The organism is Kitasatospora sp. NPDC088861, assembly GCF_044750105.1.
Lineage (GTDB): Bacteria > Actinomycetota > Actinomycetes > Streptomycetales > Streptomycetaceae > Kitasatospora.
Genome location: NZ_JBIVJF010000034.1, coordinates 1 through 24,179 on the forward strand (window position 1 = coordinate 1; position 24,179 = coordinate 24,179).

Consider the following 24,179-nt stretch of genomic DNA (forward strand, 5'->3'; position numbering starts at 1 on the left):
CTGGTCGGGGGGCGGGGCCGGCGCCGGGGGGGGCGGGGGGGGGGGGGGGCCGGGGGGGGGGGGGGGGGGGGGGGGGGGCGGGGGGGGCGGCGGGGGGGGGGGGGGGGGGGGGGGGGGGGGGGGGGGGGGGGGGGGGGCGGGTGGGGGGCCCCCCCCCCCCCCGCCGTCCGCGGCGTCGCCGAACGGCCCGACCGGCGGAGCGGACGGCCCGTCAGGATCCCCGGCGCACGCGGCTGTCGATCCCCGCGGCCGGGGCGCATACTGTCCTGCGCGGCTCGCACCCGCGCGACAGGGCCCGTTCCGGACCCGGCCCGGGCTGCGCCGCTACGGGGAAGGTCGGACGAACGTGGCAATTGTCGTTCTCGTCGTCGTGCTGGCGCTGTTCTGGCTGATCACCGGCGTGCGGGTGGTGCAGCAGTACGAGCGCGGCGTGGTGTTCCGGCTCGGCCGGGTGCGCGAGCAGGTCCGCCAGCCGGGCCTCACCCTGCTGGTGCCGGTGGTCGACCGGATGCGCAAGGTCAACGTCCAGGTCGTCACCATGCCGGTGCCCGCCCAGGAGGGCATCACCAAGGACAACGTCTCCGTCAGCGTCGACGCCGTGCTGTACTTCCGCGTCGTCGAGCCGGTCAAGGCCACGGTGGACGTCCAGAACTACTCCTTCGCGATGCTTCAGGTCGCCCAGACCTCGCTGCGCTCGATCATCGGCAAGAGCGAGCTGGACGATCTGCTCTCCGGCCGGGAGAACCTGCACCAGGGGCTGGAGGTCATGCTGGAGAGCCCGGCCACCGGGTGGGGCGTGCACATCGACCGGGTGGAGATCAAGGACGTCAGCCTGCCCGACTCGATGAAGCGCTCGATGGCCCGCCAGGCGGAGGCCGACCGCGAGCGCCGGGCCCGGATCATCACCGCGGACGGCGAGTTCCAGGCCGCCGCCAAGCTCGCCGAGGCCGCCGTCACGATGTCCGAGACCCCGGCGGCGATGCAACTGCGGCTGCTGCAGACGGTGGTCGAGGTCGCGGCGGAGAAGAACTCGACGCTGGTGCTTCCGTTCCCGGTGGAGCTGCTGCGCTTCTTCGAGGCCTCCGCCGCCCGGGCCGCCGAGGCGGGCTCCGCGCCGGCGCCCGCCGTCCCGGCCCAGGCGCCGTCCGACGCCGGCTGACGGCCCGCCCGCACGGCCACGGCCGGTCCGGGGCCCACCCCGGACCGGCCGTCGGCCATCAGCCATCGGCCTGACCGTCCGTCACGGACGGACGATCGGCAGCAGCACCTCGTCGACGATCTCCGCCGGGTCGAGCTGCGCCGGCGCGCCGCCGCACATCTTGATCCGGTACAGCATCAGCGCCGGGACGACGTCGGTGACCAGGGGGGTGACGGACCCGGGGCGGACCTCGCCCCGGGTGGCACCGCGGGCGAGCACCTCGGCGATCAGCGCGGCGGTGGGCTCCACCACCCGCTCCAGCACGATCGCCAGGAAGGTGTGGGCCCGGTGCCGGTCCAGCTCGCCCATGATGGCCCGCACGGCGGCCCCGGGTTCGCTCAGCATCGCCGCGCGCAGCCTGGTCACCACCTCCAGCAGGTCCCCTCGCAGGCCGCCGGTGTCGGGCGGCGGGCCGGCCGGGGGCAGGCAGGCGCGCAGCGCGTCCTTGACCAGTTCCTCCTTGGAGGGCCAGCGCCGGTAGAGCGCGGCCTTGCCGGTCTGCGCGGCGGCGGCGACGCCCTCCATGGTGAGCCGGGCGTAGCCGTCGGCGGTGAGCTGCTGGAGGGCGGCCTCGAAGATGGCGTTCTCCAGCGCCTCGCCGCGCCTGCGGAGCGGGGCGCCCGTCGCCGGTCCGCGCGCGACTGCGGGTTCAGCGGGCATGGCTGCGCACCTTCTTCGGTTCCACCTCTCGACACGCCCGTTCACCGGCTGTCCGCAATGAACGGATGTGTTCCCTATATCCAGGGCCACTGTCGATGTTAGTGAACGAACCCGTCCCGTCCCAATCGTTCGCCCCCCGGCCGTCGCGGACCGCGCCGGCGCCGTCTGACCGGCCTGCCATGGCTCCCCCTCCCCTCGCCCGCGTATCGACGGCCGTCCGCCCGACGCGCCGCCCCGCCGGAGCGCGATCGCGTCCGGGCCGGAGGCCCTCGATACGCGGGGCCGCCGTCAGGACACCGTCAGTGACGACGCCCGCGCAGTCAAGGGGGCGTCAGGATCGCCCGCCCCCCGAGGGTCCGCGGCCTAGGCTCGGACTCGTCCCCGCCCGGCTGACGCGGGCCCGGCGCCCCGTCACCGCCCTCCGGAGCATCCACAAGACACGCCCTCAGCCGCCCACACCCGATCGATCCGCCGCGTCGGACGATACGTCAACGAAGGTGAGGTCCCCGTGGCCGTTCTCGGCGCCTTCCACCGCCGCCAGCCCCTCCCCGCCAGCTGGCCCGCATCCGCACCGGCGCGCGGCTCGGTCGCCGCGACCCTGTCCGCGATCGTGCGCAGGCTCGCCGACAGCCCCCTGGACAATTCCGTGCTCCAGGCCGTGGGCGCCCCGACCGCCTCCAGGGGCGCCGGCGCCGCTCGCCGCACGGTGCGGATGCGGGCCAGCTGGCGGGCCGTCACCACCCCCGACGGCACCCGCCGGCTCGAAGCCCGCTGGGGCCCCGGTCGCTGAACACCCCGAGAGCCGGGCCCGCCCGGCGGCCCCGACAGCGCGGAGCCATCACGTGCGCACGCGTGCACGCATCGGGCGCGCGCCGATCTACGATGAGCACATGAGCACAAGCACCGACCTGGCAGCTGCACACGGCTCGCAGGAGCAGGGGCAGGGCAGCGGCGAGCGGCTGGACGTCGCCGCGTCCGTCCTCGCCCTGCTCGCGGACCGCACCCGGCTCGCACTGCTGCACCGGCTCGGCGCGGGCGAGGCCGACGTCACCTCCCTCATCGAGGCGTGCGGGGCCCCGCGCACCTCCGTCAGCCAGCACCTCGCGAAGCTCCGCCTCGCGGGCCTGGTCACCACGCGCAGGGACGGGCGCCGCGTCGTCTACTCGCTGCGCCACGGGCACCTCCGGCGGCTGGTCGACGAGGCGCTGAACGTCGCCGACCACCAGATCGGCTCCCTGCCGCCGCACGACTGACCCGCCGCACGGCCGACCCACCCCCGCAGCCCGGAACGGCAGCGAGAGCCGCACCACCGTAGCCAACACGTGCACACGTATGCACGTGTTGGCTACGATGATGCCGCCTCACCACGCCGCCGACCGGGACGGGGCCGATGCTGTCCACACTGCGCAACCGCACCTACCGCCACCTGTTCGCAGCCCAGGTCATCGCCCTGGTGGGCACGGGCCTGGCCACCGTGGCGCTGAGCCTGCTCGCCTACGACATCGCCGGCGCCGACGCCTCAGCGGTCCTCGGCACCGCGCTGGCCGTCAAGATGGTCGCCTACGTGGCCGTCGCACCGGTGGTCGGAGCCCTCGCCGACCGCGTTCCGCGCCGAACGCTGCTGGTGGTGATGGACCTCACCCGCGCCGCCGTCGCGCTCGCCCTGCCGTTCGTCAGCCAGGCCTGGCAGATCTACGTCCTGATCTTCCTGCTCCAGGCCGCCTCGGCCGCCTTCACACCGGCCTTCCAGGCCACCATCCCCGAGGTGCTGCCGGCCGAACGGGACTACACCCAGGCGCTGTCGATGTCCCGCCTCGCCTACGACCTGGAGTCCCTGTTCAGTCCCGCGCTCGCCGCGGGCCTGCTCGCCCTGGTCCCGTACACCTGGCTGTTCACCGGCACCACCGCGGGCTTCCTCGCGTCCGCCACCCTGGTCGTCTCCGTCGCCCTGCCCAAGCCCGCCCCCGTCGAGCGGACCGGCGGCGTCCACGCCAAGGCCGCCTTCGGCGCCCGCCTGTTCTGGGCCACCCCGCGCCTGCGGGCCCTGCTCGCCCTCGACCTCGCGGTCGCCGCCGCCGGGGCGATCGTCTTCGTCGACACCGTCGTCGCGGTCCGCGAGCACTTCCACCGCCCGGCGGGCGCGGTCTCGCTCGCCCTGGGCACCTACGGTGCCGGCTCCATGCTGACCGCCCTGCTCCTGCCCCGACTCCTGCGACGGCTCTCCGACCGCGCCGTCATGCTCCCGGCCGCCTTCGCGCTCCCCGCCGTCCTGGCCGCCGTCGCCGCCGTCACCGCCGCGGCCCCGGGCGGCTGGTCCTGGGCCGCACTGCTGGCGTCCTGGGCCGCGATCGGCGCCGCCTGTTCCGCCGTCCTCACGCCGGGCGGGCGCCTGATCCGCCGCTCCGCCGCCGACGCGGACCTGCCCGCCGCCTTCGCCGCGCAGTTCTCCCTCTCGCACAGCTGCTGGCTGCTCACCTACCCCCTCGCCGGCTGGCTCGCCGCCGGCGCCGGCCTCCCGGTGACGGCCGTCGTCCTCGGCGCCATCGCCCTGCTCGCCGCCACCGCCGCCACCGCGATCTGGCCCGCCCGCGACCCCGCCAGGCTCGACCACGTCCACGCCGACCTGCCCCCGGGCCACCCCCACCTCACCGACGCCCACCCGGCCACGGACGGCTGGCTCCACGGCCACGACTACGTCATCGACCAGTACCACCGCCACTGGCCGCAGGGCCTCGCCGCGCGGGCCAACTAGGGCGTGCCCGGCGGGGGCGACAACCGCATCACCCGGGAGGGTCAATCCAGCGGGAATAAATGAAGAGCTGTTCATGTATTCCTGTATGGTCGACGCGTCGCCCCGTCCTGCCCGCGTGGAGGAACACCACAGCCATGTCCGCAACCCTCACCGAGCGCCCAGCCGCCGCAGCCCCGCGCGGCGGCGCCGCTCCCAAGCGCCGTACGCGCGTCTTCGCGCTGGCCGAGGCCCGCTGGGCCGCCGCCGCGACCGTCGCCTTCCTGACCGCCCTGCCGCTCCAGCTGACCGGCGCCCCGGCCTGGGCCTGGGGGCCGCTGTACGCGATCGCCTACGTCACCGGCGGCTGGGAGCCCGGCTGGGCCGGCCTCCGGGCGCTGCGCGAGAAGACGCTCGACGTCGACCTGCTGATGATCGTCGCCGCGATCGGCGCGGCCTCGATCGGGCAGGTGATGGACGGCGCGCTGCTGATCGTCATCTTCGCCACCTCGGGCGCGCTGGAGGCGCTGGCCACCGCCCGCACCCAGGACTCGGTACGCGGCCTGCTCGACCTCGCCCCCACCACCGCCACCCGCCTGCTGGACGACGGCGGCGAGGAGACCGTCGCCACCGAGGACCTGGTGGTCGGCGACACCATCCTGATCCGCCCCGGCGAGCGCGTCGGCGCCGACGGCCGCGTCCTGGACGGCGCGAGCGAGATCGACCAGGCCACCATCACCGGCGAGCCGCTGCCGGCCGCCAAGCAGCAGGGCGACGAGGTCTTCGCCGGCACCCTGAACGGCACCGGCGCCCTGCGCGTGAAGGTCGAGCGCGACGCCTCCGACTCGGTGATCGCCCGGATCGTCGCCATGGTCGAGGAGGCCTCGGAGACCAAGGCCCCCACCCAGCTGTTCATCGAGAGGGTCGAGCAGCGCTACTCCCTGGGCATGGTCTTCGCGACCCTCGCCGTCTTCCTGGTCCCGCTGGCCTTCGGGGCCGCCGTGACCGGCTCGCTGCTGCGGGCGATGACCTTCATGATCGTCGCCTCGCCCTGCGCGGTGGTGCTGGCCACCATGCCGCCGCTGCTGTCCGCGATCGCCAACGCCGGCCGCCACGGCGTCCTGGTGAAGTCCGCCGTCGTGATGGAGCGGCTCGGGCAGGTCGACGCGGTGGCGCTGGACAAGACCGGCACCCTCACCGAGGGCACCCCCCGGATCACCGACCTGCTCCCCCTCACCGGCAGCGGCCTGGACGAGGACGAACTGCTGGCCCTGGCGGGCGCCGCCGAGCACCCCAGCGAGCACCCGCTGGCCCGCGCGGTGGTCGACGCCGCCCGCCGACGCGGCCTCGACCTGCCGGTCGCCGAGGGCTTCGCCTCCACCCCCGGCATCGGGGTGACCGCCACCGTCTCCGGTGCCGTCATCGCGGTCGGCGCCCCCGCCCGGCTCCTCGACGGCGCCGCCGACGCGCCCTCCACCGAGACGGAGGCCACCGCCGCAGCCGTCGCCGTCGCCGAGGAGCTGGAGCGCGACGGGCGCACCGCCGTCCTGGTCCAGCGCGACGGCGTCCCGGTCGGCGTGCTCGGCATCGCCGACCGCCTGCGTCCCGACGCCGCCGCCACCGTCACCGCCCTGGCGGCCCTGACCGGCGCCTCGCCGGTGCTGGTGACCGGCGACAACCCGCGCGCCGCCGCCCGCCTCGCCGCCGAGGTCGGCATCACCGACGTCCGCGCCGGGCTGCTCCCCCAGGACAAGGTCGCCGCCGTCCAGGAGCAGGAGCGGGCCGGGCGCAAGGTCCTGGTGATCGGCGACGGCGTCAACGACGCCCCCGCCCTAGCCGCCGCCCACACCGGCATCGCGATGGGCCGGGCGGGCTCCGACCTGGCGCTGGAGACCGCCGACGCGGTCGTCGTCCGCGACGAACTCGCGACCGTCCCCACGGTGATCGCGCTGTCCCGGGCGGCCCGGCGGCTGGTCGTCCAGAACCTGGTGATCGCCTCGGTGTTCATCTCCGGCCTGGTCGTGTGGGACCTGGTCGCCACCCTGCCCCTGCCGCTCGGCGTCCTCGGCCACGAGGGCTCGACCGTCATCGTCGGCCTCAACGGCCTGCGGCTGCTGCGCGAGAGCGCGTGGAAGCGGGCGGGCGCCACCGGGCCGCGGCCGGTTCAGGAGCCGGCGCGGGCCCGGCGCAGCAGGTAGGCGCCGGAGGCGGCGGCGAGCAGGGCCATGCAGGCGGTGAAGACCAGGCCGGCGCGGGCCAGGCCGATCGGCGCGGTGAGCAGGCCGATACCGATCACCGGGATCGAGATGCCGAAGTAGGCGACCACGAAGAGCGCCGACAGGGCGCCGCCGCGGTGCTCGGCGGGAGCCGCGGCGGCGATCTCGCCGACGGCTCCGCGCAGGCCCATGCCCTGGCCGGCGCCGCCCACCAGGGCGCTGAGCACCAGCAGGGGCAGGGCCGTCCAGGCGAGGGAGCCCGCCATCAGGGCCAGCCCGGCGATGAGCACCAGGCAGCCGACCGGGATCGCCCGGGCGGTGCCCAGCCGGGGCACCAGGAGCTGGCCGAGGGTGGAGGCGAAGAAGGCCGTGCAGACGATCAGGCCGACGACGGCCGGGCTGTGGACGTCCAGCCGCTGGGCGAGGAAGGCCGGGCTGACGGAGGTGAAGACGCCCAGCAGGGAGAAGCCCGCGAACGCGGCGAGGCCGGCCGGGACGAACACCCCGCGGACCTCCGGCGGCAGGGACGGCCGGCGCGGCCGGGCGGTGCGCAGCGGGCGGGCGCCGGTGACGGTCTCCGGCAGGAGCCAGGTGACGGTGAAGGAGGCGGCGAGCAGCACCAGGTGCACGGCGAACGGCAGGGTCAGGGGGTGGGGCGTGTACTCGGCGAGCAGTCCCGACAGCACCGGTCCGCAGCCCAGGCCGCCGATGTTGGCGGCGGTCGCGACGAAGCCCGCGCGGGCCTGGTGTCCGGGTGGGGCGAGCTCCAGGACGTACGCGGTGGCGGTGCCGGTGAACAGGCCCGCGGACAGGCCGGACAGCAGGCGGCCCAGGGCCAGCAGCGGGAGGCCGCCTTCGGCCAGGAAGGCGACGGCGCTGCACGCCGCGAGCGCCAGTCCGCAGAGCAGGACGGGCCGGCGTCCGACGGAGTCGGAGACGTTGCCGACGAGCAGCAGGACGCCGATGACGCCGAAGGCGTAGATGGCGAAGACGACCGTCACCATCAGTTCGGAGAAGCCGATCTGCTCCTGGTACAGCCCGTACAGCGGGGTGGGCAGGGTGGTGCCCGCCATGCAGACGGCGAAGCCGGCGGCCGCCCCGAGGTAACCCGCCCGGCCCATCGCGGGTCGCGCGGTCTGATGATCGGTCATTCGCCCACGGTAGGACGGCCGTCGCCGTCGCAGCCACGGCTCGCGGGGCCGACTAGGCCGATCCGCCCAAGAACCGACGCCCGGCCCCGGCCCCGCCCATCCCCGGCGTGGTCGGCCACCGGCTACCGGATCGCGCCGCGGTCCGCGGACAGGCCGTGGGTGGTGCCGCCCCCGGCCCGCACCTGCGTCGGGAGCGCTCCCCAGTAGCGCCGGAACGCGGTGCTGAAGTGCCGGGTGTCCGCATAGCCGCAGGAGCGGGCGACGGCCGCGACGGACAGCGGGCGCAGCGCGGGATCGGCCAGGCGCTGCGCGGCGACGTCCAGCCGTCGGCGGGTCAGGTAGGCGATGATCGTGCACCCCGTCTCCTGCTGGAAGAGCCGTGCTGCGTGGCGCTCGCTCAGGTGGACCTGGGTGGCGACGTCCCGTACCCGTACCGGGCGGTCGAAGTTGTCGTCCAGGTAGCGGGTCATCCGCGCGGCGACCGCCGCCGCGCGCCCACCCGGCACGGGCGTCGGGCGCGGGGCGTCGGGCAGGCCGGCGACGACGCGGGCGCAGGTGAGGACCAGTGCGGGGCCGAGGGCGGCCAGCAGGTCGGGGCTGGCCGGCCCCGGAGCCGCGGCCTCTTCGGCGAGTGTCGCCAACAGCCGGGGAAGCGGGGTTCCGGCGGCCGGGACGACCTGGCGCGGGCCGGCCGCGACGGCGTCGAGCAGGGCGGCGGTCTCCGGGGAGCCGGGCCCGGCGGCCCCGCGCGGACCGCGTTCGGGGACCATCGTCCAGGACCAGAAGACGATGCCGAGCGGGTCCCGGGCATCGGTGGTGATCTCGTGGACCTCGCCGGGGCGGGCCAGGAACAGCTCGCCGGCTCCGACCGGGTGCTCCAGCGCGCCGAGCCGGAACGTCCCGCGCCCGGCGTAGGCGTAGCAGAACTCGAAGTAGGAGTGGCTGTGCCAGTAGTTGCGCCATGGCTCGGGCGGGTAGAACCCCCAGTCCACGAACTCGACCCGTCGTCCGGCGAGGGTGGTGCCCAGCCGCACGGAGTTGAGCAGGGGCAGGGCGGCGCCCGCCCGGGCCAGTTCGGTCATCTCGGCTCGCCCGCCCCGTCCGTCCTGCGCGCGGTGGGGTCGACGCCCCGCAGCATCATGCCCTGACCAAGGGACCAGGTGTGATCGTCCGTGGTGGGCCGGTCCGCAGGGTCCCGGAACTGTACCAGCCAGGTGGTGCGGGCCTGGTCGGAGGTGTTCAGCCCCGAACCGTGCACGGTGAGGTAGCCGAAGAACAGGACGTCGCCGGCCTCCGCCGGGCACGGCCGGGCGTCCTGGAGCGGCCAGGTGTCGGGCGGCAGGTGCCAGCTGCCGTCCTCGACGTGCGGCAGCGGGCCCTTCCGGTGGCTGCCGGGGACGGCCCTGATGCAGCCCTTCTCCTCCGGGGCGTCGTCGAAGTGGAAGACCGCGGCCGCGACGGTGTGCCGGGCGTGCGGGAAGAACGGGTGGTCCTGGTGCAGGGGGAAGGGGGAGCCGGTCTCCGGAGGCTTGATGAACATCTTCGTGTGGTGCAACTGGAGGTTGGGCCCACCGAGCAGTGCGGCCGCGACGTCCGTGAACCTGGGGTCGACCAGCAGCCGGGCGAAGGCCGCCGAGTGGAACTGCGCGTCGTGGGCGTGCTTGAGGGCCGTGCGTCCGGCGGACGCACCCGCGACGGTGCGCGCGCTGGCCCAGGTCGGGTCGGCGTCGGAGTCGAGGCGGGCGGCCAGGGCGTGGCACTCCTCCCGCATCGCCGCCGCCTCCTGTCGGCTGATCAGGTTCTTGACGAGGAGGAAGCCGTTCTCGTGGTAGGCGGCGAGGTCGTCGGGGCTGAGGGGTTCGTTCATGGCCTCGACCGTAGGCGTGGGGGCCGGGCCGGACCGAGGGGCGATACGGACGGCCCGGTGGGTTATCCGGACATCGGCCCGCGCGTTCACGTCCCTCCCGCCGGGCCGCAACCGAGCAGGTGGCGGCGCTCCCGAGGCGGGGAGCGCCCCCGCCCCGATGTCCGGGCACCGTCGCCTCGATGCCCGAGCACCCCCAACTGGCGTGCGGTGCGGCCGAATCCGCACGTGTCCGCCCTCTTGTCAAAGGTTAGGGATGTTTCCTAACTTAATGTCATGTCCGAGACCACACGGCACTCCCGGCGCGACCTCCTGCGAGTGAGCGCGGCGGGCGGTGCCGCCTTCGCCGCGGGCAGCCTCCTGCTGCCCGGCGCCGCCCAGGCCGCCCCCCGCCCGACCGCCCTCGACACCCCGACCCTCCCCGCACCCCGCAGCGACCGGACCGCCGGGTCCGCGCTGCGCCCCTTCGGCCGGCACCTGGCCTTCGGGGCCGATCCCTCCCAACAGGTCGTCGTCTCCTGGCAGGTGCCGGGCGCGGTGACCGCCCCCTTCGTCCGGATCGGCCTCCAGCCCGGCGACTTCGGCTCCCCGATCGCCGCCGAGGTCCGCACCCTGGTCAGCAAGCTGTCCTGGCAGCACCCGGTCGAGGACCAGCCCCTGGTCAAGCCCACCACCGTCACCCAGTACTACCTGCACGCGCAGGTGGACCAGCTGATCCCGGACACCACGTACTACTACGTCGTCGGCCACCAGGGCTACGACCCCGCGGGGCAGCGCGCCCAGCTCGGCGACGTGGCGAGCTTCCGCACCGCGCCCGCCCCCGGCCGCGGCACCGGGTTCACCTTCACGGCCTTCGGCGACCAGGGCGTCGGGTACAACGCGGCCGCCACCGCCAACCTGATCGCCGGCCTCGACCCCGCCTTCCACCTCCACATGGGCGACCTCTCGTACGCCAACAGCGGCGGCAGCGGCAAGACCAGCGACCCCTACGACGCCCGCCTGTGGGACTCCTTCTTCGTGCAGAACGACCCCGTCGCCTCCCGGACCCCGTGGATGATGGCGATCGGCAACCACGAGATGGAGGCCTGGTACGGGGCCGACGGCTACGGGGGCGTCCGCGCCCGGTTCACGATGCCCGACAACGCCTGGGCCCAGTCCACCGGCATCTACTCCTGGCGCTGCCAGAACGTCGGCCTGATCAGCCTCGACGGCAACGACATCTGCTACAACACCGCGGCCAACCTGAACTACACCAAGGGCAAGCAGAAGAAGTGGCTGGAGAGCCGGCTCGCCGCGCTCCGCGCCGACACCACCATCGACTTCGTCGTCGTCTACCTGCACCAGTGCACGTACTCCACCTGCCACGACAACGGAGCCGAACTCGGCGCGCAGCAGGACTGGGCCCCGCTGTTCGACAAGTACCAGGTGGACCTGGTGCTCAGCGGCCACAACCACGTCTACGAGCGGACCGACCCCATCCGCTCCGGCAAGCCCACCCGCAAGGTCGCCTCCGGAGACACCGTCAATCCCCTGAAGGACGGCACCACGTACGTCGTCGCGGGCGGCGGTGGCGGCGGGGTCTACTCCTTCCCCGTCGCCGACACCTACCTCGGGCACGAGACGAAGAACGACTCCCCCGTCCCGATGGTGGTCGCCGATCCGACCGGCCACAACCAGACCGTCAAGGTCACCTGGTCCAGGGTCCGTTACACCGGTTACTGCCTGGTGGCGGTCGACGTGACGCCCGCCGCCGCCGGCAAGCCGGCCCGCATGGCGGTGCGCTCGATCACCGAGGACGGCACCGCTGTGGACCAGTTCACCGTGCAACGCGGCTGAGCCGGCCCGCGCCCGGACGGTCTGCTCCCCGCCGGCCGGGCCGGGCGCGGCGGCGGGCCGGCGGGGTGCGCGTCAGCGGTCCGTGGTGACGGTGAAGCCCTGCGGGGCGCGCAGGTCGACGGCTCCGGTGTGGTCGGTGGACACCTCGATCGGCAGGCCGGCCACCGTCAGGCCGGTGAACGTCAGCGACTCGTAGCCGGCCGGGAGCTGGGCCCGCACCCGGAGCCGCCGGTTGGGGGCGTCGGCCTCCAGGCCGAGCAGTGCCTGCACCACCTGGACGGAGGCGGCGGCGGCCCAGGCCTGCGGGCGGCAGGAGGCCGGGTAGGGGACGGGGCGGGCGACCTCGGCGCGCGGGTGGCCGCCGAAGAGTTCGGGCAGGCGGTGGTCGAAGGCCGCCGCCGCGCGGACCAGGCCCGCGGCCAGCGGCGCGGCGGCGTCGTGCAGCCCGGCGCGGGCGAGGCCGTGGACGGCGATGGCGCTGTCGTGCGGCCAGACCGAACCGGTGTGGTAGCCGAGCGGGTTGAAGCCGGTCGCAGCGGCGTCCAGGGTGCGCAGCCCGAAGCCGCTGTCCATGCCGGGGGCGGTGAGCCGGCCGGCGACCAGGGCGCTCTCCTGCGGGTCGAGCAGGCCGGTGCCGAGCAGGTGTCCCATGTTGGAGGCGATCGAGTCGACCTTGTGCTTGCCGCCGTCGAGGGCGACCACCGGGTACGGGCCGTGCGCGTCCTCGGTCCAGAACCGGTCGCGGAAGCGCAGCCGCAGCTCCTCCGCCCACTGCCGCCAGCGGTCGGTGCCGGGCCGGCCGAAGGCCTCCAGCAGGGCGGCGGAGGCGACGGCGGCCTCGTAGGCGTAGGCCTGGACCTCGCTGAGCGCGATGGGGGCGTCGGCGATCCGGCCGTCGCGGAAGCGGATGCTGTCGGAGGAGTCCTTCCAGCCCTGGTTGGAGAGCCCCTTGCCGGAGCTGTCGACGTACTCCAGGAAGCCGTCGCCGTCCGCGTCGGCGTGGTCGGCCAGCCAGGCGAGGGCGGCCTCGACGTGCGGCAGCAGGGCCTCGACCTGGTCCTCGGGCATGCCCCAGCGCCAGGCGTCGTGCAGCAGGGTGAGCCACAGCGGGGTGGCGTCGGCCGTGCCGAAGTAGCAGGGCGGCAGGTGGGAGCCGTTGTCGAGGTGCTGCTCGTCGCGGCGGACCTCGTGGAGGATCTTGCCGGGCTGCTCCTCGGTGGCCGGGTCGAGGGCGCGGCCCTGGCGGCGGGCCAGGGTACGCAGCGTGCCGGCGGCGAGATCGGTGCCGAGCGGGAGCATCATCCGGGCCGCCCAGAGCGAGTCGCGGCCGAACAGGGTGAGGAACCAGGGGGCCCCGGCGCCGAGGAAGTGGTCGGCGGGCTCCAGCGGGTCGGTGAGCAGGAGGCCGCGCAGGTCGTGGTGGGAGCGGGCGATCCAGTGCGCGAGGTGGTGGTCGCGGCCGGCGATCCCGGGGGTGCGCCACGGGGCGGCGTCGGCGGCCGGGGCGGGGAAGAGGTCGCCGTCGCGGTGCTCGGCGGTGCACTCCAGGACGGCCTGCCAGGTCTGGCCGGGGGCGAGTTCGAGGTCGAAGCCCAGGGTGCCGGTGTCGGCGGCGAGGTGGTCGGGCGCCGGCTCGACGGTGAGGGCGGCGCTGAGCGGGCCCTCGCTCCAGCGCAGGCCGTTCGGGCCGGCGGTGGGCGTGAGGGCCTGGGTGGTGCGGCCGGCCTTGACGGAGTCCATCGCGGCGAAGTCGCTCTCCGCGCGCAGGTCCAGGCGCAGGCGGGCGGTGAGGTCGCCCGCGTTGCGGACGGTGTACCGCTCGACGAGGCGGCCGGGGTGCAGCTCCCGGCGGCGTTCCAGGGTGACGGCCGGGTCGGGGGTGAGTTCGGCGATGCCGCGCAGCACGGTGACGAAGGTGGTGCGCCCGTCCTCGCCGTGCGCGGTGGCGACGGGGGCGTTGGGGATCCCGGCGACACCGGCCTCCAGGCGGGAGAGGATCCGGCGGTCCCCGTGGTAGAAGCCGTCCGCGCCTTCGCCGATCCGCCCGTCCGGGCGCGAGGCACAGAAGCTCGGGGCGGCCACGGAGAGCTGGGCGTCGTGCAGGAACGGCTGCAGGGCGATCGCTGACATGGTCTCTTCATCCTCGTTTTGGGGCTTGACAGTTGCTTCCACTCGGGCGCAACCTTTCTGCCATTGGAGCGTTCCAAGACATTAACCCCCCTGGTGGGGAAGATGGAACCCCGTATTGGAACGCTCCAAGATCTTGTCAATGAAGACAGAACCTAGGATCGCCGTCATGCATGCACACTCATCGCCCCGGCCCAGGACAGGGTCCGCCGCGACCCTGGAAATGGTCGCCGCCCGGGCCGGCGTGGGCCGTCAGACGGTGTCCAACGCGATCAACTCGCCCGAGCTGCTGCGCCCGCAGACCCTGGAGCGGGTCCAGCGCGCGATCGACGAGCTCGGCTACCGCCCGCACCGGGCCGCGCAGGCCCTCAAGACCAGGGCCAGCCGGCTGATCGGCTACGGCATCCGCTCCAGCAGCACCGGCGTCCCGACCCCGGTCCTGGACCAGTTCCTGCACTCGCTCTCCGAGGCCGCCGACCAGGCCGGCTACCGGGTGGTGCTGTTCGCCGTCGCCCCCGGGGACGACGAACTCACCAGCTACCAGCAGCTGCTCGACGAGCACGGCGCGGACGGCTTCGTACTCAGCGGCACCGACCGCGGCGACCGCCGCCAGGGCTGGCTGCACGAACGCGGCGTCCCCTACGTCGCCTTCGGCCGCACCTGGTCCGGCCGGGACGTCGGCGACTGGGTCGACGTCGACGGCTCCGCCGGGACTTCGGCCGCCGTCCGGCACCTGGCCGGGCTCGGCCACCGCAAGATCGGCTTCCTCGGCTGGCCGAAGGGCTCCGGCGTCGGCGACGACCGCGCCCGCGGCTGGCAGAGCGCGATGCGCGAACTGGGCCTGCCCGCCCGGGGCCGCCGGGCCGAGAGCCCGGACGACCAGGCGAGCGCCACCGAGGCCGCCGAACGGCTGCTCGCGACCGGCGCGACCGCGGTCGTGACCGCCAGCGACACCCTGGCGCTCGGCTGGTACCAGGCGCTGCGCCGCGACGGCCGCGCCCCCGGCCCGGACGCGGCCGTCATCGGCTTCGACGACTCGCCGGTCGCCCCCCTGCTGTTCCCGTCGCTGTCCAGCCTCGCCCAACCGCTCGACGCGGTCGGCCGCGAGTGCATGCGACTGCTGCTGGAACGCCTCGGCGACCGCCACCGGCCGACCGAACACGTGCTCCTGGAACCGGAGCTGGTCCTGCGCGAAAGCGTCTGACCGCCACTCCCCCGAACCATCTCCGCCCACTCCCCCCACCCACCCTCGCAAGGAGATCCCGCATGGCCACCTCCCGCACCCTCGCCGCGGCAGCCGTCTGCACGGCCGTCGCCCTCGGCGCCGTCACCGGCTGCTCCTCCTCCGGCGGCTTCGGCGACTCACCGGCCAAGCAGTCCTCCGGCGGCAACCAGAGCCTGACGGTGCTGATCGCCACCTCCGGCGAGTCCGAGACGGCCGCGGTCAAGGCCGCCACGGCCGACTGGGCCAAGAAGACCGGCAACACCGTCACCGTGCAGATCGCCAGCGACATCAACCAGCAGCTCGGCCAGGCCTTCGCCGGCGGCAACCCGCCGGACCTCTTCTACGTCAACTCCGACCAGTTCGCGAACTACGCCAAGGGCGGCTCGCTGTACGCCTACGGCGACCAGATCCCGGACGCCGCGGACTTCTCCGAGCCGCTGCGCAAGGCCTTCAGCTACGACGGCAAGCTCACCTGCCTGCCCAAGGACACCTCCACCCTGGGCCTGGCGATCAACACCACGCTGTGGCAGCAGGCCGGCCTGACCGAGGCCGACTACCCGACCAGCTGGCAGCAGCTCTCCGACGACGCCGCCAAGCTCACCAAGGACGGCGTGACCGGCCTGGTGACCGCCCCCGACTACCAGCGGCTCGGCGCCCTGCTGAAGGAGGCCGGCGGCTGGATCACCAACCCCGAGCAGACCGCGATGACCGCCGACAGCCCGGCCAACAAGCAGGCGCTGGAGTACGTGCAGTCGATGATGAAGGCCGGCTCGGCCAAGTACGTCGCCGAGGTGGACGCCGGCTGGGGCGGCGAGGCGCTCGGCAAGGGCAAGGCCGCGATGACCATCGAGGGCAACTGGCTCAAGGGCGCGATGGCCAAGGACTACCCGAACGTCCAGTACAAGGTGCTCCCGCTGCCCGCCGGCCCGGCCGGCCCCGGCACCCTCGCCTTCAGCAACTGCTGGGGCATCGCCGCCAAGAGCCAGCACCAGGCGGCCGGGGTCGACCTGGTCAAGCACCTCGCCTCCGCCGACCAGCAGCTGGAGTTCGCCCAGGCCTTCGGCGTGATGCCCTCGCGCACCAGCGCGCTGAGCGCCTACGCCCAGAAGTACCCCGAGTCCAAGGCCTGGGTCGACGGCGTCGCCAACGCCCAGGCGCCGGTCACCATCGCCGGGTTCACCAAGGTGCTCACCCAGTTCAACACCGACCTCCAGTCGCTGAAGACGGGCGACCCGGCGGCCATCCTGGCCACCCTCCAGCGCAACGGCGAGCAGGCCATCAAGAATGCCAAGTAACAGCTCCACCGGCACGACACGCCGGCGCAGCCTGCGCGAGGGAGCATGGGGCTGGCTGTTCGCCGGCCCCATGGTCCTGGTCCTCGGCCTCTTCATGGTCCTGCCGATCGGGATGGCCCTGTGGGTCAGCCTGCTGCACTGGGACGGCCAGTCCAACCCGTTCAGCGGCAGCGCGGACTTCATCGGCCTGGACAACTACCGCCGGCTGTTCGCCGAGGACGGCCTGGACCGCACGCTGTTCGCCACCTCGATGCGCAACACGCTGTACTACGTCCTGCTGACGGTGCCGCTGCAGACGGTGCTGGCGCTGCTGCTCGCCATCCTGGTCAACCAGCGGATGCTGCGCGGCCGGGGCGCCCTGCGCACGGTGTTCTACTTCCCGTCCGTCACCAGCTCGATCGCGATCTCGACGGTCTTCCTGTTCCTCTTCCAGGGCAGCGGCGCCGTCAACCGGATGCTGGGCTGGCTCGGGGTCAAGGGGCCGAACTGGTTCGCCGACCCGCGCGGGGTGATCTGGCTGGTGCTCGGCTGGTTCGGCCTGGACCAGCCCGCTCCGGGCACGGGCGGCCCGCTCGGGCTGTCCTGGTCGGAGTGGTTCGCCGGGCCCTCGGTCGCGATGTGCACGTTGATCCTGATGGCGGTGTGGACCACCTCCGGCACCTTCATGCTGATCTTCCTCGCCGCCCTCCAGGACATCCCGCGCGAACTGGAGGAGGCCGCCGCGCTCGACGGCGTCAACCGCCGCCAGCTGCTGCGCCACGTCACCCTGCCCGCCCTGCGGCCCGTCCTGTTCCTGGTGCTGACCCTCGGCCTGATCTCCACCTGGCAGGTCTTCGACCAGGTGTACGTGATGGGCAAGGGCGCGCCCGGCAACACCACCCTGACGCCCGCCTACCTGTCCTACTCGGCCGGCTTCGACAACGCCGACTTCGGGCAGGGCGCCGCCATCGCGTTCGTCCTGCTCGGCCTGATCCTGCTGCTCACCGCCGTCCAGCGGTGGGTCCTGCGGGAGCGGGACGGCAAGCCCCGCCGCAGCCCGAAGGGAGCCCGCCGTGCCGCACGCTGACCGCAAGCCCGCCGTGGACAAGCCGATCCTCGGCCGCTTCCCCCGGCCGCTGCGGCTCCTCGGGTACACCGTCCTGCTCGGCTTCGCGCTGCTCTACCTGCTGCCGTTCCTGCTGCAACTGGTGAACAGCTTCAAGACCGACCCGGACGCGGCCGCCCACCCGATGTCGGTGCTGCCCGACGGCGGCACCCTGGCCTCCTACCGGCGGCTGTTCGGCCTGGCGGAGGGCGTCGAGAACATCCCGTTCCTGCGCTGGCTGGGCAACAGCGTGGTGGTGACCGTCCTGGTGACGGCCGGCCGGGTGCTGTTCGACTCGATGGCGGGCTACGCGCTGGCCCGGATCAGGTTCCCGGGCCGCCGGCTGCTGTTCGCCTTCGTGCTCGCCGTGATGGCGGTGCCGGGCGTGGTGCTGCTGATCCCGAAGTTCCTGGTGCTGAAGAGCTTCGGCATGTTCGACAGCTACAGCGGCATGATCCTGCCGCTGATGGTCGACGCCGCGGGGATCTTCATCATGAAGCAGTTCTTCGAGTCGGTGCCGCGCGAGATCGAGGAGGCGGCACGGATCGACGGCGCCGGGACGTTCCGGATCTTCTGGTCCGTCGTCCTGCCGATGTCCCGGCCCTCGCTGATCACGCTCACCGTGCTCTCCTTCCAGGGCTCCTGGAACGAGTTCACGCACTTCCTGGTCTCCACCCAGTCCAGCGAGCACGACACCCTCACCACCGGCCTGGCGCACTTCGTCTCCGGCGGCCTCGGCTCCGGGACGCAGTACCCGCTCAAGCTGGCGGCGGCGCTGGTCTCCACCCTCCCGGTGGCGATCCTGTTCTTCTGCTTCCAGCGCCACTTCGTGCGCGGCGCCAACTCGGGCTCGCTCAAGGAGTGAGCCCGGCCCGGCCCGGCCGGTACACCCCCTCTGCCGAACCTTCCTGTGAACCCTTCTTGGAGAACCACGTGCCCGCCCGTATCGAGGACTACGCGCTGATCGGCGACATGCAGACCGCCGCCCTGGTCGGCAGGGACGGCGCCGTCGACTGGCTGTGCCTGCCCCGCTTCGACTCCCCGGCCGTCTTCGCCGGCCTGCTGGGCACGGACGAGCACGGCTTCTGGCGGATCGCCCCCGGTGACGCCCCGCCCGCCCACCGGCGGCGCTACCGGGGCGACTCCCTGATCCTGGAACAGGAATGGGACACCGCCGGGGGCACCGTCCGGGTCGTCGACTTCATGCCGCCGCGCGGCACGGCGGCCCCGCAGCTGATCCGGATCGTCGAGGGCGTGTCCGGCACCGTCCGGATGCGCTCGGCCCTGCGGATGCGCTTCTCGTACGGGCGCGTCGTGCCCTGGGTGCACAAGGTCACGGACGGCACGGGGACCCGCACCGTCGCCGTGGCCGGGCCCGACTCGGTGTGGCTGGACGGCGAGTCCGAGACCTACGGCCGCGACCTGACCACCTACGCCGACTTCACCGTCACCGCAGGCGAGCGGATCGCCTTCGCCCTCACCTGGCAGGCCTCCCACCTCGGCGCGCCCGACCCGCCGGACGCCGAGCAGGCACTCGCCGCCACCGAGGAGTTCTGGCGCGACTGGGCCGCCCAGTGCACCTACCAGGGCCCCTACCGCGAGGCCGTGATCCGCTCCCTGATCACCCTCAAGGGCCTCACCTACGCCCCCACCGGCGGCATCGTCGCCGCCCCCACCACCTCGCTGCCCGAGGACATCGGCGGCGTCCGCAACTGGGACTACCGCTACACCTGGCTGCGCGACGCCACCATCACGCTCTCCTCGCTGCTGCGCACCGGCTACCGCGACGAGGCCAAGGCCTGGCGCGAGTGGCTGCTGCGCGCCGTCGCCGGCGACCCGGAGAACCTCCAGATCATGTACGGCATCGCCGGTGAACGGGAGCTGGTGGAGACCGAACTCGACTGGCTGCCCGGCTACGAGGGCTCCCGCCCCGTCCGGATCGGCAACGGCGCCGCCGGGCAGCTCCAACTCGACGTCTACGGCGAGGTCGTCGAGGCCCTGCACCTCGCCCAGCACACCGGCCTGGCCCGCAACGACCACGCCCACCTGCTGCAACTGCGGCTGATCTCCTGGCTGGAGGAGCACTGGCAGGAGCCGGACGAGGGCATCTGGGAGGTCCGCGGCCCGCGCCGGCACTTCGTCCACTCCAAGGTGATGGCCTGGGTCGCCGTCGACCGGACGGTCCAACTGCTGGAGCAGACCGACTGCGAGGGGCCGCTGGAGCGCTGGCGCGCCCTGCGCGACACCATCCACGAGGACGTCTGCACCCACGGCTACGACCCGGACCGCAACACCTTCACCCAGTCCTACGGCTCCCAGGAACTCGACGCCTCCCTGCTGCTCATCCCCCAGGTCGGCTTCCTGCCGCCGGACGACAAGCGCGTCATCGGCACCGTCGAGGCGATCCAGCGCGAACTGTCCACCGAGGACGGCTTCGTGCTGCGCTACCCCACCAGCGGCGGGGTGGACGGCCTGCCGGGCGACGAAGGCGCCTTCCTGGCCTGCTCGTTCTGGCTGGCCGACGCCCTGGCGATGATCGGCCGGACGGACGAGGCGCACCAGCTGTTCGACAAGCTGCTGTCCATCCGCAACGACCTCGGACTCCTGGCGGAGGAGTGGGACCCGCGGCTCAAGCGCCAGGTCGGCAACTTCCCGCAGGCCTTCAGCCATGTGCCATTGATCGACACCGCGCTGCGCCTCGGCCGAGGCTGAGCCGGTCCGAAATTAATCGGCCACCCCCTTGCCGATGATGTGATCAAATGTGTAAGCACTGTGGCGCTCGACGCCACCGGGGAGGGACTGGTCTGACCATGTGGTCAGGCCCCGTTACACAGGAGACGTACCATCAACACCGCCATTCGCCGGGCCGCGCGCGGAACCGTTCCCGTCGCCGTCACCGCATCCGTGCTCGCCGCCGGCCTGGCCGCCTGCGGCACCGTCGAGCAGCTGTCCGCCGCGCAGAAGGTGTCCAAGGCCTTCACCAAGGTCGGCGAGGGCAAGGCCGCCGGCCTCACGTTCTCCGTGGACGCCACCCCCGAGCAGATCACCGCCTTCGGCGCGGCCACCGGCGACAAGGTCGATCCGAAGAGCGCCGACGCCGTGTCCGGGCTGAACTTCTCCGTCGCGATATCCGCCGACAAGCCGCTGAAGGACCTCGACACCTTCAAGAACGCGCAAAGCAGCGGTGCCGACAAGGACCTGACGCTCGACAAGTCGGTGCGCCTGTCCTACGTGCTCTCCGACCGGAAGGGCACCGCGCTGCTGGAGTACCGCCAGGTCGACGCCAAGGCGTTCCTGCGGGCCGACGCCAAGGGCCTGGTGAAGCTGGTCGGCGAGGACCCGTCGCAGGTCGACGCCATCAGCAGTGGCCTGCCCGCAGAACTGAAGCCGGTCAAGGACGTGCTGGCCGGCAAGTGGGTCTCCTTCGACCTCCAGAAGCTCGCCGACGACGCCAAGAAGTTCGACGGCGCCAAGGCCACCCCGAGCGCACAGCCCTCGCTGGACCCGGAGTCCGCCAAGCAGCTGACCAACTCCCTCAAGGACGTGCTGTCCCGCACCGTCACCTTCGAGGACAAGGGCAAGAAGGACGGCGCCGAGCACATCTGGATGAGCGCCCCGGGCCGCCAGCTGGCCGACGAACTGCTGAAGGCCCTCAAGCCGCTGGCCACCAAGCTCCCCCAGCAGTTCGGGAAGCTCCCCACCTCCGTCCCGAGCACCGTGCGCGAGGACAAGGTCGGCGCCGACCTCTACCTGAAGGACGGCAAGCTCTCCGCCGCCACCTTCGACCTCGCCCAGCTGGAGGCGAAGGCCGGACCGGGCGTCAACTTCCCGGTGAAGCTCGCCTTCAACCAGAACGCCCCGACCGTCGAGGCCCCCGCCGACGCCGTCGCGCTGACCAGCGACGACATCCAGAGCGCGATGCTCAGCCTCCTCACCTCCGGCGCCACCAGCGGGGGCAAGGGCGGCACCGCCCCGACCACCCCGGCGCTCACCCCCGGCAAGCCCCTGACCCCGGCCCAGGCCGAGGAGCTGAAGGGCCTCGGCCTGCCCCTGGAGCAGCAGCAGGTGTTCAGCAAGCTCGGTATGGGCTACGAGGACATGAAGAGCCTCGCCCAGGAGGGCTGATCCCCGCTTCTCCCCCACGGCGCCCGGCCGGCCGCGACAGCGGCGGGCCGGGCGCCGCTGTTCGACGTCACAGCCGGTGCCCCGGCCGCCCGGATCACCGGCGCGCGAGATGGACGGTGAGGTCGGCCGCGACCTCGACCGTCTCGGGCAGCACTCGCGCGATCGCGTCGAAGGCCTGCCGCCGCCTCGGCGGCGGCAGTTGGAGGTACGCCGAGATGGTCGACAGGTGGCCGAGGTAGTACGGGGCGCTCACGAGCAGGCGCCGCCGGATGACGGACTGCCGGACGTCACGGAACAGCCGGGACCGCTCCAACTCCGTTCCTGGCCACTGTAGTTCCTCCTCGGGGGCGGTCCCGTCCGGGGACGGGACGTCGTCGCTCTCCAGGAACGGCGCCCGGGCCGCCCGCACGGCCTCCTCGACGGCCGGGTCGGCCGGCTGGAACGGACCGCCGAAGTTGGCGAACACGCCGTCCGGCTCCAGCAGTTCGGCCACCCGCGACCACCGGCCCTCCGGGCGCGTCCAGTGCAGGGCCGCCGCCGCGTAGACCAGCCCGTACGTCCCGCCCGGCCGCAGGTCCTCGAACGCGGCACGGACGGTCCGCACGTTGGGGGGCGCCGTCCTGCGCAGTTCGGCGAGCATGGCCGCGTCGGGCTCCGTCGCCGTGACGTCGACCCCGTGCCCGGCGAACAGCCGGGTCGCCTTTCCGGTGCCCGCACCGATCTCCAGGGCGGTCCGCACCGGCCGGCCCGCGTACGCCGTCACCGTGTCGAAGAGTTCGTCGGGATACCCCGGCCGGAAACGTTCGTAGGCTTCGGCGACCGCGCCGAAGCTCAGTGCACGAGCAGACATGCCGAGCATCCTGACACGACCGCGGCGGGCCGTGCCCCGGGTTTTCCGCCGCCGCACCACGCCCGGCGGAGTGGTGCGGGTCCGGAATCAGCCGGTTGTCGGTAATGAACGATTGTGTTCCCTTTACCCCGGGGATACTGCCGGTGTCATTCGACGGACCCGCCCCCTCACCGTCATTCGCTCCCGAGTCATTGGGGGACCTGCCATGGTCACCTCGCGCGCCCTGGCCCCGGCGCCGCCCGCACCCGCGCGACGCGGCCAGCACCCGGGGACAGCCCTCACCGTCATCGCGGCCACCCAGCTCATGGTGGTCCTCGACGTCACGATCGTGAACATCGCCCTGCCGCACATCCAGCAGGCGCTGAGGTTCAACACCACCGACCTGTCCTGGGTCGTCAACGCCTACACCCTCGCCTTCGGCGGGCTCCTGCTGCTGGGCGGGCGGATGGGCGACATCCTCGGACGCCGGCGCGTGTTCGTCGCCGGGGTCCTGATCTTCAGTCTCGCCTCACTGCTCGGCGGCGTCGCACAGTCCTCCGGCTGGCTGCTGGCCGCGCGCGCACTCCAGGGCCTGGGCGCGGCGATCGCCTCGCCGACCGCGCTCGCCCTGATCGCGACCAACTTCCCGGAGGGCCCGGCCCGCAACCGCGCCTTCGGCGTGTACTCGGCCGTCGCCGGGGCGGGTGGCGCCGTCGGCCTGCTCGCCGGCGGGATCCTGACCTCCTGGCTGTCCTGGCGGTGGGTGCTGTTCGTCAACGTGCCGATCGGCATCGCGATCGCGCTGCTGGCGCCGCTCTACATCAACGAGTCCGAACGGCACCCCGGACGCTTCGACCTGACCGGCGCGTTCGCCGCCACCGCGGGCATGGTCTCGCTGGTCTTCGGCTTCATCCGGGCCTCCGACCACGGCTGGACCGACCCCGTGACGCTCACCTCGTTCGGCCTCGCCGCGCTGCTGCTGGCGGCCTTCCTGTTCCACGAACGGCGGGCGCCGCAGCCGATCACCCCGCTGCACCTGTTCCGCGACCGCAACCGCTCCGGCGCCTACGGGCTGCTGCTCTGCGTGGCCGCGACCATGTTCAGCATCTTCTTCTTCATGACCCTGTTCGTGCAGGACGTCCTCGGGTTCAGCCCGCTGCGGGCCGGCCTCGCCTTCCTGCCGATCAGCGCCGCGAGCGTCGCCGCCGCCCAGTTCGCCGCCCGCACCCAGCTGCGGTACGGGCGCCGACCGTTCCTGGTGGTGGGCTCGCTGCTGGTGGCGGGCGGGACGTTCTGGTCCACCCGGCTCGACGCCCACAGCGGCTACCTGACCGGGGTCCTCGGCCCGACCCTGCTGTTCGGCCTCGGGATGGGCTCGATCTTCGTCCCGGCCACGCTGACGGTGGTCTCCCGGGTCGCCCCGCACGAGACCGGCGCGGCCACCGGCATGCTCAACACCACCCAGCAGGTGGGCGGCTCGCTGGGGCTGTCGATCCTGGTCACGGTCTACGGCGCGGCCGGCCGCAACGAGGCCGGCCGACAGGTCGGCACGTTCCTGCGGCAGGCCACCCCGCAGCAGGCGGCCCAGTTCCGGGCCACCGGAAAGCTGCCGGCGCCGTACTCCTCCGAGGTGCTGGCGCACGGCATCTCCAGGGCGTTCGACATGGGCCTGGCCTTCGCCGTGCTCGCGGCGCTGATCGCCCTGTTCGTCATCAGGACCGACCGGGAGGCGCCACCCGTCAGCCCTTCGGGGGACGGCACTTGACAGGGCCTCCGGACATCGCCGACAGTCCATCTTGCAATGGTTTTCATCTTCGATAACCAGACTCCGCGAAAGAGGA

Annotated in this window: 19 protein-coding genes; 13 read left to right on the forward strand and 6 right to left on the reverse strand. The window is 73.3% G+C overall.

Annotation, left to right across the window (positions count from 1 at the left end; translation table 11 throughout):
* Positions 1-346 precede the first annotated feature (346 nt).
* A complete protein-coding gene (locus ACIP37_RS33460) occupies positions 347-1,159 on the forward strand; it encodes a slipin family protein (RefSeq protein WP_363622866.1) in 813 nt (270 codons plus the stop codon).
* An 81-nt stretch (positions 1,160-1,240) separates the two neighbouring features.
* Here the strand turns inward: ACIP37_RS33460 and ACIP37_RS33465 are convergent, their stop codons facing one another.
* Positions 1,241-1,858 carry a TetR/AcrR family transcriptional regulator C-terminal ligand-binding domain-containing protein gene (locus ACIP37_RS33465; protein WP_363589205.1) on the reverse strand — a complete coding sequence of 206 codons (618 nt, stop codon included), beginning with the start codon at positions 1,856-1,858 and terminating at the stop codon, positions 1,241-1,243.
* 508 nt (positions 1,859-2,366) lie between these two features.
* Between ACIP37_RS33465 and ACIP37_RS33470 the strand changes: the two genes are divergently transcribed.
* From ACIP37_RS33470 to ACIP37_RS33485, 4 genes are all read left to right on the forward strand, one after another.
* Positions 2,367-2,648 carry a hypothetical protein gene (locus ACIP37_RS33470; RefSeq protein WP_363589207.1) on the forward strand — a complete coding sequence of 94 codons (282 nt, stop codon included), beginning with the start codon at positions 2,367-2,369 and terminating at the stop codon, positions 2,646-2,648.
* A gap of 100 nt (positions 2,649-2,748) precedes the next feature.
* A complete protein-coding gene (locus ACIP37_RS33475) occupies positions 2,749-3,111 on the forward strand; it encodes a metalloregulator ArsR/SmtB family transcription factor (protein ID WP_363589209.1) in 363 nt (120 codons plus the stop codon).
* A gap of 137 nt (positions 3,112-3,248) precedes the next feature.
* Positions 3,249-4,610, forward strand: coding sequence for an MFS transporter (locus ACIP37_RS33480; RefSeq protein ID WP_363589211.1), 1,362 nt, complete (start codon positions 3,249-3,251; stop codon positions 4,608-4,610).
* Positions 4,611-4,744: 134 nt separating this feature from the next.
* Entirely contained in the window at positions 4,745-6,784 is a 2,040-nt protein-coding gene (locus tag ACIP37_RS33485; protein ID WP_400845022.1) for a heavy metal translocating P-type ATPase, read from the forward strand.
* On the opposite strand, the gene ACIP37_RS33490 is transcribed toward ACIP37_RS33485, so the two are convergent.
* The 3 genes from ACIP37_RS33490 to ACIP37_RS33500 all read right to left on the reverse strand — a co-directional run bounded on the left by ACIP37_RS33490 (position 6,751) and on the right by ACIP37_RS33500 (position 9,820).
* On the reverse strand, positions 6,751-7,953 hold the full coding sequence (locus tag ACIP37_RS33490) for an MFS transporter (RefSeq protein ID WP_400807973.1): 1,203 nt from the start codon (positions 7,951-7,953) through the stop codon (positions 6,751-6,753). The two genes, ACIP37_RS33485 and ACIP37_RS33490, sit on opposite strands and share 34 nt — an antisense overlap.
* A gap of 122 nt (positions 7,954-8,075) precedes the next feature.
* Positions 8,076-9,035, reverse strand: coding sequence for an AraC family transcriptional regulator (locus tag ACIP37_RS33495; RefSeq protein ID WP_363589215.1), 960 nt, complete (start codon positions 9,033-9,035; stop codon positions 8,076-8,078).
* Positions 9,032-9,820: a phytanoyl-CoA dioxygenase family protein gene (locus ACIP37_RS33500; RefSeq protein WP_363589217.1), complete on the reverse strand. Its 789-nt coding sequence runs from the start codon at positions 9,818-9,820 to the stop codon at positions 9,032-9,034. Before ACIP37_RS33500 ends, ACIP37_RS33495 begins: the two co-directional genes overlap by 4 nt.
* 273 nt (positions 9,821-10,093) lie before the next feature.
* On the opposite strand from ACIP37_RS33500, the gene ACIP37_RS33505 reads away from it, so the two are divergent.
* Positions 10,094-11,653, forward strand: a complete 1,560-nt coding sequence (locus ACIP37_RS33505) for a metallophosphoesterase family protein (protein ID WP_363589219.1) — start codon at positions 10,094-10,096, stop codon at positions 11,651-11,653.
* A gap of 72 nt (positions 11,654-11,725) precedes the next feature.
* Here the strand turns inward: ACIP37_RS33505 and ACIP37_RS33510 are convergent, their stop codons facing one another.
* Positions 11,726-13,783, reverse strand: a complete 2,058-nt coding sequence (locus tag ACIP37_RS33510; RefSeq protein WP_400845025.1) for a glycogen debranching N-terminal domain-containing protein — start codon at positions 13,781-13,783, stop codon at positions 11,726-11,728.
* A gap of 166 nt (positions 13,784-13,949) precedes the next feature.
* On the opposite strand from ACIP37_RS33510, the gene ACIP37_RS33515 reads away from it, so the two are divergent.
* The 6 genes from ACIP37_RS33515 to ACIP37_RS33540 all read left to right on the forward strand — a co-directional run bounded on the left by ACIP37_RS33515 (position 13,950) and on the right by ACIP37_RS33540 (position 21,509).
* On the forward strand, positions 13,950-14,984 hold the full coding sequence (locus tag ACIP37_RS33515; RefSeq protein ID WP_363589223.1) for a LacI family DNA-binding transcriptional regulator: 1,035 nt from the start codon (positions 13,950-13,952) through the stop codon (positions 14,982-14,984).
* A 62-nt stretch (positions 14,985-15,046) separates the two neighbouring features.
* Positions 15,047-16,300, forward strand: a complete 1,254-nt coding sequence (locus tag ACIP37_RS33520) for an extracellular solute-binding protein (RefSeq protein WP_363589225.1) — start codon at positions 15,047-15,049, stop codon at positions 16,298-16,300.
* On the forward strand, positions 16,290-17,366 hold the full coding sequence (locus tag ACIP37_RS33525; protein WP_350884138.1) for a sugar ABC transporter permease: 1,077 nt from the start codon (positions 16,290-16,292) through the stop codon (positions 17,364-17,366). Before ACIP37_RS33520 ends, ACIP37_RS33525 begins: the two co-directional genes overlap by 11 nt.
* Positions 17,353-18,249 (forward strand): carbohydrate ABC transporter permease, encoded by an 897-nt coding sequence (locus ACIP37_RS33530; protein WP_400845029.1) that lies wholly within the window; start codon positions 17,353-17,355, stop codon positions 18,247-18,249. Before ACIP37_RS33525 ends, ACIP37_RS33530 begins: the two co-directional genes overlap by 14 nt.
* 68 nt (positions 18,250-18,317) lie before the next feature.
* Positions 18,318-20,096, forward strand: coding sequence for a glycoside hydrolase family 15 protein (locus ACIP37_RS33535; RefSeq protein WP_400845031.1), 1,779 nt, complete (start codon positions 18,318-18,320; stop codon positions 20,094-20,096).
* Between the two features lie 192 nt (positions 20,097-20,288).
* Entirely contained in the window at positions 20,289-21,509 is a 1,221-nt protein-coding gene (locus tag ACIP37_RS33540) for a hypothetical protein (RefSeq protein ID WP_363587177.1), read from the forward strand.
* 94 nt (positions 21,510-21,603) lie between these two features.
* On the opposite strand, the gene ACIP37_RS33545 is transcribed toward ACIP37_RS33540, so the two are convergent.
* On the reverse strand, positions 21,604-22,359 hold the full coding sequence (locus ACIP37_RS33545; protein WP_363632471.1) for a class I SAM-dependent methyltransferase: 756 nt from the start codon (positions 22,357-22,359) through the stop codon (positions 21,604-21,606).
* Positions 22,360-22,564: 205 nt separating this feature from the next.
* Between ACIP37_RS33545 and ACIP37_RS33550 the strand changes: the two genes are divergently transcribed.
* A complete protein-coding gene (locus ACIP37_RS33550) occupies positions 22,565-24,103 on the forward strand; it encodes an MFS transporter (RefSeq protein ID WP_363587175.1) in 1,539 nt (512 codons plus the stop codon).
* The last annotated feature ends 76 nt before the right edge of the window (positions 24,104-24,179 follow it).

Excerpts from the sequence above, each read along its gene's own strand:
- ACIP37_RS33465 (WP_363589205.1), bottom strand. The coding sequence starts at position 1,858 with ATGCCCGCTGAACCCGCAGTCGCGCGCGGACCGGCGACGGGCGCCCCG.
- ACIP37_RS33520 (WP_363589225.1), top strand. The coding sequence starts at position 15,047 with ATGGCCACCTCCCGCACCCTCGCCGCGGCAGCCGTCTGCACGGCCGTC.
- ACIP37_RS33480 (WP_363589211.1), top strand. The coding sequence starts at position 3,249 with ATGCTGTCCACACTGCGCAACCGCACCTACCGCCACCTGTTCGCAGCC.
- ACIP37_RS33505 (WP_363589219.1), top strand. The coding sequence starts at position 10,094 with ATGTCCGAGACCACACGGCACTCCCGGCGCGACCTCCTGCGAGTGAGC.
- ACIP37_RS33485 (WP_400845022.1), top strand. The coding sequence starts at position 4,745 with ATGTCCGCAACCCTCACCGAGCGCCCAGCCGCCGCAGCCCCGCGCGGC.
- ACIP37_RS33475 (WP_363589209.1), top strand. The coding sequence starts at position 2,749 with ATGAGCACAAGCACCGACCTGGCAGCTGCACACGGCTCGCAGGAGCAG.
- ACIP37_RS33525 (WP_350884138.1), top strand. The coding sequence starts at position 16,290 with ATGCCAAGTAACAGCTCCACCGGCACGACACGCCGGCGCAGCCTGCGC.
- ACIP37_RS33545 (WP_363632471.1), bottom strand. The coding sequence starts at position 22,359 with ATGTCTGCTCGTGCACTGAGCTTCGGCGCGGTCGCCGAAGCCTACGAA.
- ACIP37_RS33495 (WP_363589215.1), bottom strand. The coding sequence starts at position 9,035 with ATGACCGAACTGGCCCGGGCGGGCGCCGCCCTGCCCCTGCTCAACTCC.
- ACIP37_RS33490 (WP_400807973.1), bottom strand. The coding sequence starts at position 7,953 with ATGACCGATCATCAGACCGCGCGACCCGCGATGGGCCGGGCGGGTTAC.
- ACIP37_RS33500 (WP_363589217.1), bottom strand. The coding sequence starts at position 9,820 with ATGAACGAACCCCTCAGCCCCGACGACCTCGCCGCCTACCACGAGAAC.
- ACIP37_RS33510 (WP_400845025.1), bottom strand. The coding sequence starts at position 13,783 with ATGTCAGCGATCGCCCTGCAGCCGTTCCTGCACGACGCCCAGCTCTCC.
- ACIP37_RS33550 (WP_363587175.1), top strand. The coding sequence starts at position 22,565 with ATGGTCACCTCGCGCGCCCTGGCCCCGGCGCCGCCCGCACCCGCGCGA.
- ACIP37_RS33515 (WP_363589223.1), top strand. The coding sequence starts at position 13,950 with ATGCATGCACACTCATCGCCCCGGCCCAGGACAGGGTCCGCCGCGACC.